Genomic DNA, 12,842 nt, shown 5'->3' with positions numbered 1-12,842 from the left:
CGTGGGGCGGTCGGCAGGAGCTGGCCGTCCTGCCGGTAGGCGGGCAGCATGTTGCGGTTCCCGGAGCCCGGATCGAGTTCGCCCCAGGAGAACACGGCGGCGTACCCGTCGGCCCCGCGCGCCAGCACGTCGCTCAGCAGCGCGCCTTTGAAGGTGTGGGTCACGCTGTGGCCCACCGTGTATGTCAGGGTGACGTCGTGGCTGGGTATGGCCTGAAGGTCGGCCAGGAGCAGGGTGCGCGGGGTCGTCAGCTGGACCTGCACCTCGGCCGGAGGGCTTGCGGTCGTCAAGGGCGCCGGCCGGGCCGAGGAGCAGGGTGCCCACCACCAGGGCGGTCACGGCGCGGCGCACGTCAGTCCACTCCGATCATCACGTCGCTGGACTTGATGACTGCGTGCGCGGCCGTGCCCACCGCGAGGCCCAGCCGCTCGGCGGAGTGGCGGGTGATGGTGGAGGTCAGTTCCACGCCATTGCCGAGGTCCAGGACGATCTCGGCGTTGACCTCGCCGAGGGTGATGGTCTTGACGGCGCCGGTCAGGGTGTTGCGGGCGCTGATTCGCATGGCGGAACTCCTTGGGGACGGCGGCGAGGGCGGGGGCGGCGCGGGTCACTGCGGGCTGAGGAAGCCCCACTTCTTCAGGATCTGCTGGCCCGCGGCGGATTTCACGAAGGTCACGAAGGCCTGGGCCGCGTCGGGACTCGCGGACGCCCGGAGCACCCCGATGGGGTAGGTTGCGCTCTGGTTGAAGCGGCTGGGCAGGGCGATCACGCGCACCAGCGGCCGGAGGGTGGGCGTCACGTCCGTGGCGTACACGACGGCCGCGTCGGCCTCGCCCAGCTGCACCTTGAGGGCCACCTGCCGCACGTTCGTCTCCTCGCTGACGACGTTTCTCAGCACGCGCGCCGAAAAGTCCCTGCCATACGCGTTGGACCTGTCGATGGCACCCAGCATCCGCCGGGTGTAGTCCCCGACCGGCACGGTCTTGTCCGCGATCACGAGTTTCAGGCCGGGCTTGGCGAGATCCGCCAGGGTCTGGAGGGCCGGATTGCTCTTCGGCGCGATCAGGGTCAGGCGGTTGCGTACAAAGGGCTGTCCGGCCGCCACCATGCCCTTCGTGACCAGCGGGGTGTACTGGGCGTCGTTGGCGCTGGCGTACACGTCCGCCTTCGCGCCGTTCTCGAGCTGCGTGCGCAGCGCCTGCGAGCCGGCGAAGCTGAAGGTGGTCGTGTTGCCCGTCTGGGCGTCAAAGGCCCTGCCGACCTCGGTGAAGGCATCGGTCAGCGACGCGGCGGCGAACACCGTCAGGGTGGCGGCCGAGGCGCTGCCGACGGTGAGCAGCAGGGCGGTGAGCGTGACGGTTCTGAGCATGTGACCTCCAAGGGGAAGCGGAACGGAAGGCGGTGGAGACGTCAGCCAGTGGTCTGCCAGTGCTCTCCGGCGTGGGACGGGTCGTAGCCGCCCAGCGACGCGATCTCGGCGCGGAAGGTGGGGTGCTGCACCACGGCGATCAGCGCCGTGATGGCCGGATGGGTCACGTGCTCGTCCGGCACCGCCAAGTCGAAGCGCTCGGTCTGCACGGGAACGAACTCCAGCCCCAGCGCCAGCGCCGCCGAGCGCGGCCCCGGCGCCACGTGGGCCGCGCCGGCCGCCACCAGCCCCGCAGCCTCCAGGTGGCTGCCGGCCTCGTCGCGGTAGCCGGGCAGCCGGCGGCGCTCGGTGCCAGGCAGGTTCAGCCCGGCCAGCCACGCGTCCAGCAGCACCCGGCTGCCCGAGCCGCGCTCCCGGTTCACCAGGCGCAGGTCCGGCCTGGTGAGGTCTCGCACCCCCTGGATGCCGTGCGGATTGCCCCGCGCGACCAGCAGGCCCTGCTCCCATGACCACAGCGTGTACACGTGCACTCGCCGGCCGGGCAGCTCGCGCTCCACGAAGGGGACATTGGACACGCCGGACCGTGCGTCCCACAGGTGAATGCCGGCGGCGTGCGCCTCGCCGCGGGCCAGCGCCCCCAGAGCACGCGAACTGGACGCCGACTGCCACAGCAGCCGCGTGTCCGGATGGTGCCGCCCGACGTGGCTCGCCGCGACGCCCAGCGAGGGATCGCACCCGACCAGCACAGCCGTGCGGCGGGCCTGCCCGTGGTCGGCAAAGGGGCGCACCGCGACGTGCCCGGCCGACAGTCCGTGCGGCGTCGTGAAGGTGCCGTCGGCGGGCTGGCTCCACCCGGCCTCGCCCGTCACGGGGAAGGCCAGCAGGCGCTCGCCCACCCACGCGAGCTGCACGCGGCTGCCCTCCGAAGGCGGCACTCCGACCACGCGGGCCGTCACGGTGCCCTCGGCCAGCGTGAACAGGTCTTCCACCCGGCACGACAGCGCGTGCGCGAGCCGCAGGGCCACCACGGTGTTCGGCGCATACGCGCCGGTCTCGATGGAGTGCAGTGCCTGCCGGGTGATGCCGCACTGCGCCGCCAGTTCGGTGGGCCGCAGATGTAGCGCCTCGCGGCGCGCGCGCACCTGACAACGCAGCGGCGCGGCGCTGTGGACGGGGGAGGGCATGCCCTGAAGGTAAACCGGAGACGACGTGACGTCAACGTGACGCGACATGCTGCGGCGCCCTGATCACGACCGGTCCGCTGGGGACCGACCTGGCTGACCCTTGGGAAGCGGTTGCTCCAGCGGTGCCCGGGCGTCCGGTGCTCGCCGGGTGGGCGTCAGCCGTAGGACGGGTTGGGTTCAGGCGACCAGTCGAGCACCGTCACCGAATCCCCGACAGTCAACGTCAGGCCGGGCGTGCCCTCCAGGATGAGGTGCTGCCCGAACAGGATGGCGTGGCCCCGCCGGCGATGCCGGGCCAGCGTGCGCAGCGGCTCGGCCGTCATCCGCCCGCCCGGATCGACGTTCACGACGCTGCACCGCGCGCAGGACTCGACCACCTGGAACCCGACCGGACCCACCTGCACGCGGCGCCAGCCGTCCTCCGCGAAGGGAAGTGCGCCCTCCACCACGAGGTTCGGGCGGAAGTCGAGCGGCGAGCGCGACGCGTCCCCAAGCGTGTCGAGTGAGGTCGTGGAGATCAGGTGGTAGGGGTTGCCGTCCGCGTACCCGAGCGGCGCGCGGAACGGTTTGCCCTCCTGCCAGCGCGACGCATCGGCCGGCAGGGCCACCAGATCGCACGGTGCGTCCAGGAACGCCTCCAGCCACGCCTCAGCTTCGGGGGAGACCCGCAGGCCGCCGATGGCCTCACCCCACAGCGTGGCCGGGACGCGCGGGCCGGTCGCCTCAGCGGGCAGCGGCAGGTCCGGGAGGCCCGGCGCCCGCAGGCCGCGCAGCGTGCCGTCCCACACGGGCTCTATCAGTCGCATGCGCGGCAGCTCGCGCTGGGTGAGAAGGCGGCCGTCCGGTCCGACCAGCGCCCAGCGGCGGTCGCCGGCCAGCCCGCGCGGTTCGGCCCGCGCCGCGTCGAGCCGCACCTCGGCGCAGGACTTGACGGGGTAGATGTACAGCGCGGCGAGGGTGACCGTCATGCGGCGGTCCGTGACACCGGTGCGGGCGAGTGTCGTCTCGGGGAGCCAAAGCCGGTGTGTGGGTTCGTCAAGATCGCTGCCGTCCGGGGAAGTGGAGTGAGGAGGCGGGAAGCTCGGGTGCAGACAGGGCTCGTGCGGGTCCCCAGGATCATAGGCAATCCGCTACTCACAGCGGGCATACGAACATAGCCAGGTTCGGTACGCAGAGCCGGATGGTTGTCCTTGGCACGCCGCGATCACGTCGTCCGGTACCGCGGGCAGCGACTCGAAGCCTGGCCGCGCGAGCAACAGCGTGACCTGGCGGCCTACGTCCTGGCCCCGGCCACGGTCTCGACACCCTCTGCGATCACCCGCAGGCCGCTGTGGGCGGCGAACCCGACCATGTTGCGGATACGCAGGGTCTGCCCGGCGTGTTCGTGGACATCGCGCACCAGTCCCCGGTCGAGCTTGACGATGTCCGGTGGGAGGGCGAGTAGCAGCGCCGCCACCTGCGGGCTTCCCGCCTCAGCTCCCGGCGCCGATGTAGGTGCGCTGGGTGGTGCAGCCGGGCGATAGCGTCCGGAGCATGGCCTCCAGCGTGTCGGCGGCCCGGTCCAGGTCAGCGCGGGTCACGGGAGGCAGGGCGTCGAACAGGAAGTACGCGGCCGTCGTGGTGTCTGTCAGGCGGGTGCGGGTGCCCTGGCGCCAGTTCCATGCCCGGCATGTCACGCCCGCGGCGTCGGCCCACACCACCTCGCCCGGCGCGGGGTGGTCGATGAACGGCGCGCCGTCCCTGACAGTCTCGAAGGGCTCGTCGCCGTCAGCGACTGTCAGGATCACGTCCCCAACCACGCGCGCAAGGTCCTCGCCGCCGCACGGCACCGCAAACTGCACGCTCACGGCGTTGTAAGCGTCCACGAGACGATTGATGGCCGGCAACTCTCCGCCCTTCACCACGCGGGAGATCAGGGCCTCGGCGGAATTCAGCATGCGCTGGGGCTTGACGCCGAATGCGCGGAACGCGTCCCGCCACGCCGCCAGATGGGGATGCTCGGCAGGCGCCGACGCACCGAACGCTGCGCGGGCGTGCGCCTCGGCAGTCCGCAGCCACGCCGCGCTCCGCTCGTCGCTTGGGCCGCCCTGAATGCCGTGGGCGAACACGACGAGGCCGTGGTAGCCCGGGAAGCGCCCGGCGACGGCCGGACTCACGTGCAGGGCGGGGGAGGTATCCCCGGTCATGCGCGTCCCGTCCCGGTCCGGCAGGTGGGCGTGGGGGATTGGAAAGCGTAGGGATGGCGTTCAGTCATGGAGTCCTCGTGGGCCACGTGTGGGCTGCCTCCAAGCATGCCGGGTAGGTGGCCCGCCACGAAGGGCCACTTTCATGCCGGGTGCCAGGTCCACTTCCCTGTGCGGCGCCCCCTGCCTGTGGCCCCACTGCCGCGGTGGGAAGTGGCCCTGTGCGCCGGAGACGGGGCCGCGCAGCATGGCCCCATGCGGGAGTCCACGTCCCCCAGGAGGAGTTCCATGACCACCATCCGGCACGCCACCGAGCACGACATCCCCCGCCTCCTGCCCCTGATGCGCGGCCTCGCAGTCTTCGAGCAGTACATCGACGTCTTCGCGGTCACGGAGGACGTGCTGCTTCAGCAGGGCTTCCGGCAGGCACCGCCCGACTTCCACGCCCTTGTCGCGGAGCGGGGCGGCGAGTTGCTGGGCACGCTGGTGTACTACGTCATTCCATTCACGGCGACCGCGCGGCCGACGCTGTACATGAAGGAGCTCTACGTCCGGGACGACGCGCGCGGTCAGCAGCTCGGCGAGCGCCTGATGCGCGCTGCGGCCGAAGAGGCCGTACGGCGCGGCTGTGACGCGATGAAATGGGCGGTGGCCGAATGGAACACGTCCGGCCGCCGCTTCTACGAGCGCCTCGGTGCCCACGCCAATCCGGTCTGGGTGGACTACGGCCTGGACTGGGGCGCCCTGACCGCGCTGGCAGCCGGTCAGGATGCAGAAATGGCCCCCGTCGGACCGGACTGACGCCAGCCGCGCTTCTCAGAGGATGTCGCGGCGCAGGTAGGGCTCGAGCCGGACATTCAGGTCTGTCATGAGGTCCTGGCCCAGTGACCGGTGCTCGCGCGTCGTGACGGCGTCCTCACCCACCCGGCCGTGCATGACATACATCACGCCGCCCGGCAGGTGGCGCCGCCGGCATGTCAGGGTCGCGCCCAGCCGCAGCGCCCGCATGATGCCCTTGCCGTCGTGCACGGACAGGGCCATCAGGACCTCGGTGAGCGGGACGGGTTCCTCGTGCATCGCCGCACCGTAGCGTCCGCCCGGTGACAGGGCGCTTCGGCCCAAGGCTTCCTCAAGACGCGGGGCCGTCCATGAAGGTGGCCTAACGGTCTCGCCGGTCTCACTGGTCGCCGGCGAGCAGCGTGCCCCGCTCAGCTGTGCCCGGGATCGCTGTCGTCGCTGGGCCGGCCGTGGTGCTCCGGCCTGGGCGTCTGTTCCGGCGTATCGGTGGTGGGCGTTTCCGGTGCCGGCGTCTTGTCGGGCTGGTGGTCGGACGGAACGACGCCGGACTGCGGCGCCTGGGGGGGCTGGGTCATCGGGGCCTCCTGGGTTCGGGTGGGGTGGCGGTCCCGTCCACCATGCGCCGCGTGTCTGTCAGGACGACCAGAGCGGCGTGAAGTGGCCTTGGCACTTCCCCGGCCGCGGACCTGTCCAGCGCCCGCGAACCGCGATCATAATTTTTCTGATACGGTGGCTCATCTCAACAGGAGGGGTGATGCAGCTAGGGTCCAGAATTCGTGCGAGACGACGTCACCTCAGCCTCACCCTCAAGGACGTCAGTGCCGGCAGCGGCCTGTCCGTGCCGTACCTGTCGCAGATCGAGCGGCACCAGGCCAATCCCACCGTGACCTCCCTGGCGTCCATCGCGCGGGCGCTGGGTGTCACCCTCACCTACTTCGTGCCCGACGACACGCCGCACACCAGCGTGACCCGCCGGGGCGCCGGCAACGTCCTGCACTTCCAGGAGCTGCCCTACCGCGTCGAGAGCCTTGCCGGGCAGGGCGGCGACCTGAACCTCGAACCCCTGCTGATCTGTATCCACCCCGGGTTCACGTCCGATCCGAACAGCCACCTCGGCGAGGAGTTCGTGCACGTCCTGCAGGGGCACCTGCGCCTGACGGTCGGGTCCGAGCACCACGAACTCGGCCCAGGAGACAGCGCGCACCATCCCAGCACCACGCCGCACACCTGGGCCAATCCCGGCGACACCGACACGTTGCTGCTGTGGGTCGGCACGCCCCGCCTGCTGTGACGCCCCCACTTCACCCACCCGGAGGAAGCATGAACCGGCCGACCGTCCTTTCCGTTTCCGCCGCGCAGGAGCGGGCATGAGCCCCGGCTGGCTGCTGCGCCGCGTCCTGCTGGCGCTGCTCGCGGCCTTCGGGGTCAGCGTGCTGGTCTTCGTGCTGCTGCGGCTGGTGCCGGGCGACGTGGTCACGCAGCTGATCGGCCTGGAAGGCAACGTCAGCGCGGCGCAGCAGGCCGAGATGCGCCGGCTGTTTGGCCTGAACGAGCCCATCTGGCAGCAGTTCGCCCACTGGTTCTGGGCGCTGCTGCACGGCAACCTGGGGATCAGCCTGCGCACGGACCGCCCGGTCTTCCAGGATCTGCTGCTGCGCTTTCCCGTCACGCTGCAACTCACCGGGCTGGCCCTGCTGTTCGCGGCACTGATCGGCCTGCCACTGGGCATCCTGGCGGCCCTGAAGCGCGGCAAGTCGGCCGACCTGCTGTCGAGCACCTTCGTGCTGGTCGGGCTGGCCGCGCCGGAGTTCTGGCTGGCGATCCTGATGATCCTGCTGTTCAGCCTCAAGCTCGGGTGGTTCCCGCCGAACGGCTACGTGACGCCCGCCGAGTCGCTGGCCGGCAACCTGCGCAGCCTGTTCCTGCCGGCGCTGGCCCTGAGCTTCAGCCTCGCGGCGGCCACGACCCGGATCGTGCGGGCCAGCCTGCTCGACGTGCTTGGGCAGGATTACATCCGCACCGCCCGGGCCAAGGGCCTGCCCGGCCGCGCCATCGTCGTCCGCCACGCCCTGCGCAACGCCCTGATCCCCGTGGTGACGGTCATCGGGCTTCAGGTGGGCAACCTGCTCGGCGGCGCGGTGATCATCGAGCAACTGTTCGGGCTGCCGGGCGTCGGCCGTTACGCGCTGGAGGGCATCAACCTGCGCGATTACCCGGTGGTGCAGGGGGCGGTGCTGTGGATCGCGGTGAGCTACGTCCTCGTGAACGTGATCGTGGACGTGCTGTACGGCGTGATCGACCGCCGGGTGGTGTACTCGTGACCGCCGCCGCGACCGTCCAGCCGCGTTCGCCCGCCCGGCGCGCCGCCCAGGTGTTCTTCCGCACGCCCAGTGGCGTGGCCGGCCTGGTGCTGGTGCTGCTGGTGGTGGTGGCGGCCCTGTTCGCGCCGCACCTCGCGCCGTACGACCCCGTGCAGTACCGGCCCATCGACCGCATGCAGGGGCCGTCCGCCCAGCACTGGCTCGGCACCGACCTGTACGGCCGCGACCTGTTCTCCCGCGTGGTCTACGGCAGCCGCATCAGCCTGGCCGTCAGCATCCTGAGCGTGTCGCTGGCCCTGCTCGTCGGCGGCACGCTGGGCGCGCTGGCCGGCTTCTACCTGAAGTGGGTGGACACGCTGATCATGCGCGTCACCGACGTCCTGCTGGCGTTCCCGGCCATCCTGCTCGCCATTGCGCTGCTCGCCTTCCTGGGTGGCGGGTTCTGGAACCTCACCATCGCCATCGCGGTCGCGTATGTTGCCCCGTTCGCGCGGGTCGCGCGGGCCGCCGTGCTGCGCACGCGGGACACCATGTTCGTGGAGGCCAGCACCGCCCTCGGCGCGTCCGACCTCCGGCTGCTGCTGCGCCACGTGCTGCCCAACGCCACCGGCCCGATTCTGGTCGAGGTCACGCTGCGCCTCGCGTACGCCATCCTCGGCGAGGCCGCCCTGAGCTTCCTGGGCCTGGGCACGCAGCCCCCGGCGCCCGCGTGGGGCCAGATGATCGCTGACGGCCGCCCCTTCCTCGAAACCAACCCCTGGATCTCGATCGCGCCGGGCCTGGCGATCATGATCACCGTGCTCGGCTTCAACCTCCTCGGCGACGCGCTGCGCGACGCCCTGGACCCCCGCCTGGGCCGCTGACGCTCCACCCACATCCGTTACTTCACTCCCCTGGAGGATCACCATGCGCACGAACACCCGGACCGCCGCTGCCCTCACGCTTACCCTCTCGCTCGCCGCGCTGGGCAGTGCCTACGCCCAGACGACCGGCGGCACCCTGCGCGCCGGGATGCAGGCCGACCCCGTGGGCCTCGACCCGCACGTCACGCAGGCCACGTCCACCCGCAACCAGCTGGAGAACGTCTACGACACGCTGGTGGCCTTCGACGCCAGCGGCAAGGTCGTGCCGTCGCTCGCCATCCGCTGGACGACCAGCAAGGACGGCCTGACGTGGACGTTCACCCTGCGCCCCGGCGTGCGGTTCCACAACGGCCGCGCCCTGGAAGCCAGCGACGTGGTGTACTCGATTGGCCGCATCAAGGACCCCGCGACCAAGTCCCCCCGCAGCGGCGACTTCGAACTCGTCAAGAGCATCACCGCGCCCAACAAGAGCACAGTCGTGATGACCCTCAGCAAGCCCTTCTCGCCGCTGCTGAGCAAGCTCGCGTTCAGCCTGAACGTGATCGTGCCCAAGGAAGCGGTCGCCACCCTGAACACCAAGCCGGTCGGCACCGGGCCGTTCACCTTCGTCGAGTACGTGCCGCAGACGCGCATGGTGCTGAAGAAGAACCCGAACTTCTGGGGCCGGGACGCCAAGGGCACCAAACTGCCGTACCTCGACGGCATCACCTTCACCTACCTGCCGGACGCCACCGCCCGCGTGACCGCCCTGCGCACCGGCACCGTGGACTGGATCGAGTACGTGCCGTCCACGGACATCACCTCCCTGAAGGGCAACGCCGCCGTCAACGTGATCGGCGGGCCGGCAGCGAACTACCGCTCGCTGTTCCTGAACGTGAACCAGAAGCCGCTGAACGACCCGCGCGTGCGCCGTGCCCTCGCGTACGCCATGAACAACCAGGAGATCGTGGACGTGGCCCTGCTGGGCGTGGGCGGCCTGCCCTCGGCCGGCACCGTGCTCCCCAACGGCAGCTACTACGGCCAGCCCGACGCCACCTACGGTAAGCCGAACCTCGACAAGGCCCGTGCCCTGCTCAAGGAGGCCGGCTACCCGAACGGCTTCACGCTGGAACTGAAGGTCACGTCCACCTACGACTTCCTGCGCACGCCCGCCGAGATCATCCAGGCGCAGCTCGCGCCGCTGGGCGTCAAGGTGAACATCACGGCGCTGGAGTGGAGCGTGTACCTGCCGGACATCCTGAAGAAGAACTACATGGCCACCATCCTGGGCGAGAGCGGCCAGGGCGACCCGGACGACTACCTGTACACGCCCTTCGCGTCGGACAGCGGCGGTAACCTCACCAACTTCAAGGACGCCACCATCGACGGCCTGCTCGACCAGGGCCGCCAGACCTCCGACCCGGCGGCGCGCAAGGCCATCTACGCCAAGGTGCAGCAGCGTCTGGTGGAGCTGAGCCCGATGGTCTTCCTGTACTCCAGCACGCAGTACGAGGCGGCCGTCAAGGCGGTGCAGGGTTACCAGCACTTCCCGAACACCAGCTACGTGGGTCTGCGCACCACCTGGCTGAGGCGCTGAGCCGGACCGGCCCGCGACCGCACGGGACGCCGGCCGGACCCCGATCTGAACCCGCCGACAGCGGCAACGAACGCCACCTCTAAACCGCCCACCCAGGGCGGTTTTCTGGTACACGCCGCGGACGGGCGCTGGTTGCCAGGTGGTCGTCCGCAGCGGTCCAGCGTCAGTTGAGGGCGGCCATCATCTCGTGGAAGGCGTCTACCAGCGCGGGGTCGAACTGCCGGCCCGCCTGGGCACGCAGTTCGTCCATCGCCTCGCCGTGCGTCCACGCGCGCTTGTACGGGCGGGCGCTGGTGAGTGCGTCGTACACGTCGCACAGCGCGAACAGCCGGCCCTCGACCGTGATCTCCTGGCCGCGCTTGCCCGTGGGGTAGCCCTGGCCATCCCAGCGTTCGTGGTGGTCGTGGATCACGGCCAGCGCCACGGCCGGCAGGAACGTCAGGGCCGTGGCGAAGCTCACGCCGGCCTGCACGTGCGTTTCCATGACCGTGCGCTCGTCCGGCGTGAACGGGCCCGGCTTGAGCAGCACGGCGTCCGGGATGGCGATCTTGCCGATGTCGTGCAGGTACGCGCCCCAGCGCAGGGCCCGCACGCGCGCGTCGTCCCAGCCCAGGTGCGTGGCGAGGCGCACCGCGAGGCCCGCCACCCGGTCGGTGTGGCCGTGCGTTTCCCGGTCGCGCGCCTCCAGCGCGAGCCCCAGCGCCCGCAGCGCCTCCTCGCGCGCGGCCCGCGCGGCCTCCTCGGCCGTGAGCCGGCCGGCCAGCGACGCGATGGTGCCGGCCACCAGCGTGAACAGGTCAGCTTCCCACGGCGCCCACTCGTGCGGGGTGAAGGTGTGCATCAGGAACGCGCCGAGCAGCCGCCCCTGGCCGTCGCGGACCGGGGCGGCCGCGAGGCTCGCCACGCCCAGGTCCGGGAAGCCGGCCGTGACGGGTGACGTGCCCGTGTCCGGGAAGAACATCGGCGCCGGAGCGACCTCCAGAGCGCGCATCAGGGGCGTGTCGGCGGGCAGGCCGTGGGCGGCGATGGCCTGCATGCCGGGTGTGGCCGGCATCTCGCCGGTCGCGGCGCGCACGTGGTAGGCCAGCGAACCGCCGCCCACCTGGAAAAACGCGGAGCCGACAGCCGCGGTGCTGCGCACGAGGTGTTCGAGGGTCGGCGTCACGCCGTCCGTGAGGTCGCTGGCAGCGATGGCCGTCTGCGTCAGGTGCACCACGGTCTGCGTCAGGTCGGCCGGCAGTCCGGCAGCCGCGCCCGGCTGTACGAGGGTCATGGCGTGAGCATGCCATCCTGTCCCTTACGGCACCCTGACACGAGATGCGGCCTCATCGCGGGTGCCAGTGCCGGTCTGGAGGCATTCAGCGGGTCCTGTCGTGCCCGGTTCCCCAGACACGATCAGCCGCAGCGCCTCGCAGGGCCGTGAGCGCGCCGCGGCGCCGCGGTCGCCTACAGTGAGGCATGACCGTCACCACCGAAGCTGATCTCAAGGGCATGCAGCGGGCCGGGCACGTCGTCGCGGAGACGCTGCGCACGCTCCGGGCCGCCATCCGCCCAGGCATCACGCCGGCCGAACTCGACGCCCTCGCCGGGCGCGTCTACCGCGCGCACGGTGCGCGGTCCGCGCCGCGCATGACCTACAACGCTCCGGTGAACGTCTTTGTCAGCGTGAATGACGACATCGTCCACGGCCTGCCCACGCGCCGGCCGCTGGCGGCTGGGGACGTGGTGAGTCTCGACGTCACGCCCTTCGTGGACGGCTTCATCGCCGACGCGGCCGTGACGGTCGCGGTACCGCCGGCCTCGCCCGTGGCGCTGCGGCTGATCGGGTGCGCCGAGGCGGCCTTCCACGCGGGCCTGAGCGCCGCGACGGCCGGACAGCCGGTGCACGCCATCGGCCGGGCAGTCGAGACCGAGGTGCGGCGCCGGGGTTTCACGGTGCTGCGCGATCTGTTCGGACACGGCGTGGGCCGCGCCATCCACGAGGCGCCGAACGTCCCGAACTACTACCGGCCGGTGGACCGCACGGCGCTGCACGAGGGACTCGTGATCGCGGTCGAGCCGATGGTCTCCACCGGGAAGTCGCCGCGGGTCCGGACGAGGCGTGACGGCTGGACGCTGAGCACCACGGACGGCGGCCTGGCGGCCCACTTCGAGCACACCGTGATGATCACGCGCGGCCGTCCCGTGATCCTGACCGCCTGACCGGCTCGTGCAGCCCACGCAGCCGTCCGCCCTGGCCGCGGGGCCGTGGATGTGACTGCGCTACCAGCCTATCGTCGGTCCGGGCCGCCCAGTTTGTGCAGGCGCGACGTCCCGGGAGGGGGCGCTGCCGGATAGCCGGTTGAGGTGAACACTGCTTCCCGCTCGTTCTGAACATCAGCAGTCGGGCCGCCGCGCTCTCGGCGGCGTTGGAGTGGGTCAGGTGCATGCCGTTGACGTGCGTCACCCGGAAGGGGAATGCGGATTGACGGCGCACTCCATCAGCCGCCAGGGAGCGTCCTCGGAGGCTTCTAGACCGACGTTCCGCACTTGTTGCCCTGCGCCACCA

At 71.0% G+C, this 12,842-nt stretch carries 16 protein-coding genes; 7 read left to right on the top strand and 9 right to left on the bottom strand.

Annotated elements, in window-relative coordinates; translation table 11 throughout:
- The first annotated feature begins 48 nt into the window (after window positions 1-48).
- Window positions 49-216 carry a hypothetical protein gene (locus tag HNQ07_RS10105; RefSeq protein ID WP_184111299.1) on the top strand — a complete coding sequence of 56 codons (168 nt, stop codon included), beginning with the start codon at window positions 49-51 and terminating at the stop codon, window positions 214-216.
- Between the two features lie 136 nt (window positions 217-352).
- Here HNQ07_RS10105 and HNQ07_RS10100 read toward each other — a convergent pair whose 3' ends face one another.
- The 6 genes from HNQ07_RS10100 to HNQ07_RS10075 all read right to left on the bottom strand — a co-directional run bounded on the left by HNQ07_RS10100 (window position 353) and on the right by HNQ07_RS10075 (window position 4,739).
- Window positions 353-562, bottom strand: a complete 210-nt coding sequence (locus HNQ07_RS10100; RefSeq protein ID WP_184111298.1) for a TOBE domain-containing protein — start codon at window positions 560-562, stop codon at window positions 353-355.
- Between the two features lie 45 nt (window positions 563-607).
- On the bottom strand, window positions 608-1,369 hold the full coding sequence (gene modA, locus HNQ07_RS10095; RefSeq protein WP_184111297.1) for a molybdate ABC transporter substrate-binding protein: 762 nt from the start codon (window positions 1,367-1,369) through the stop codon (window positions 608-610).
- 41 nt (window positions 1,370-1,410) lie between these two features.
- Window positions 1,411-2,553, bottom strand: coding sequence for an XRE family transcriptional regulator (locus HNQ07_RS10090; protein ID WP_184111296.1), 1,143 nt, complete (start codon window positions 2,551-2,553; stop codon window positions 1,411-1,413).
- A gap of 155 nt (window positions 2,554-2,708) precedes the next feature.
- The gene (locus tag HNQ07_RS10085) at window positions 2,709-3,521 is read right to left on the bottom strand and encodes an MOSC domain-containing protein (protein WP_184111295.1); all 813 of its coding nucleotides are present in this window, start codon (window positions 3,519-3,521) and stop codon (window positions 2,709-2,711) included.
- Window positions 3,522-3,826: 305 nt separating this feature from the next.
- Window positions 3,827-4,009: an EAL domain-containing protein gene (locus HNQ07_RS10080; RefSeq protein WP_184111293.1), complete on the bottom strand. Its 183-nt coding sequence runs from the start codon at window positions 4,007-4,009 to the stop codon at window positions 3,827-3,829.
- A 16-nt stretch (window positions 4,010-4,025) separates the two neighbouring features.
- Window positions 4,026-4,739, bottom strand: a complete 714-nt coding sequence (locus HNQ07_RS10075) for a B3/B4 domain-containing protein (protein ID WP_184111291.1) — start codon at window positions 4,737-4,739, stop codon at window positions 4,026-4,028.
- A gap of 285 nt (window positions 4,740-5,024) precedes the next feature.
- Here HNQ07_RS10075 and HNQ07_RS10070 point away from each other — a divergent pair, with 285 nt between their 5' ends.
- On the top strand, window positions 5,025-5,537 hold the full coding sequence (locus HNQ07_RS10070) for a GNAT family N-acetyltransferase (protein ID WP_184111289.1): 513 nt from the start codon (window positions 5,025-5,027) through the stop codon (window positions 5,535-5,537).
- A gap of 15 nt (window positions 5,538-5,552) precedes the next feature.
- Here the strand turns inward: HNQ07_RS10070 and HNQ07_RS10065 are convergent, their stop codons facing one another.
- Together HNQ07_RS10065 and HNQ07_RS10060 are read right to left on the bottom strand one after the other, a co-directional pair.
- Window positions 5,553-5,813 (bottom strand): hypothetical protein, encoded by a 261-nt coding sequence (locus HNQ07_RS10065; RefSeq protein WP_184111286.1) that lies wholly within the window; start codon window positions 5,811-5,813, stop codon window positions 5,553-5,555.
- 131 nt (window positions 5,814-5,944) lie between these two features.
- The gene (locus HNQ07_RS10060) at window positions 5,945-6,109 is read right to left on the bottom strand and encodes a hypothetical protein (RefSeq protein ID WP_184111284.1); all 165 of its coding nucleotides are present in this window, start codon (window positions 6,107-6,109) and stop codon (window positions 5,945-5,947) included.
- Between the two features lie 179 nt (window positions 6,110-6,288).
- Here HNQ07_RS10060 and HNQ07_RS10055 point away from each other — a divergent pair, with 179 nt between their 5' ends.
- The 4 genes from HNQ07_RS10055 (at window position 6,289) to HNQ07_RS10040 (ending at window position 10,294) form a co-directional block, all read left to right on the top strand.
- A complete protein-coding gene (locus tag HNQ07_RS10055) occupies window positions 6,289-6,825 on the top strand; it encodes a helix-turn-helix domain-containing protein (RefSeq protein WP_184111282.1) in 537 nt (178 codons plus the stop codon).
- Between the two features lie 76 nt (window positions 6,826-6,901).
- Window positions 6,902-7,855 (top strand): ABC transporter permease, encoded by a 954-nt coding sequence (locus HNQ07_RS10050; RefSeq protein ID WP_184111280.1) that lies wholly within the window; start codon window positions 6,902-6,904, stop codon window positions 7,853-7,855.
- Entirely contained in the window at window positions 7,852-8,718 is an 867-nt protein-coding gene (locus HNQ07_RS10045) for an ABC transporter permease (RefSeq protein WP_184111278.1), read from the top strand. Before HNQ07_RS10050 ends, HNQ07_RS10045 begins: the two co-directional genes overlap by 4 nt.
- Window positions 8,719-8,761: 43 nt before the next feature.
- On the top strand, window positions 8,762-10,294 hold the full coding sequence (locus tag HNQ07_RS10040; RefSeq protein ID WP_184111276.1) for an ABC transporter substrate-binding protein: 1,533 nt from the start codon (window positions 8,762-8,764) through the stop codon (window positions 10,292-10,294).
- Between the two features lie 163 nt (window positions 10,295-10,457).
- Here the strand turns inward: HNQ07_RS10040 and HNQ07_RS10035 are convergent, their stop codons facing one another.
- Window positions 10,458-11,567, bottom strand: a complete 1,110-nt coding sequence (locus HNQ07_RS10035) for an HD-GYP domain-containing protein (RefSeq protein WP_184111274.1) — start codon at window positions 11,565-11,567, stop codon at window positions 10,458-10,460.
- Window positions 11,568-11,752: 185 nt separating this feature from the next.
- Here HNQ07_RS10035 and map point away from each other — a divergent pair, with 185 nt between their 5' ends.
- Window positions 11,753-12,496: a type I methionyl aminopeptidase gene (gene map / locus HNQ07_RS10030; protein ID WP_184111272.1), complete on the top strand. Its 744-nt coding sequence runs from the start codon at window positions 11,753-11,755 to the stop codon at window positions 12,494-12,496.
- Window positions 12,497-12,842 lie beyond the last annotated feature (346 nt).

This window comes from Deinococcus metalli (genome assembly GCF_014201805.1).
In the GTDB taxonomy this organism is placed as follows: Bacteria; Deinococcota; Deinococci; order Deinococcales; family Deinococcaceae; genus Deinococcus; species Deinococcus metalli.
This window is presented reverse-complemented; position numbering and strand designations above follow the sequence as displayed.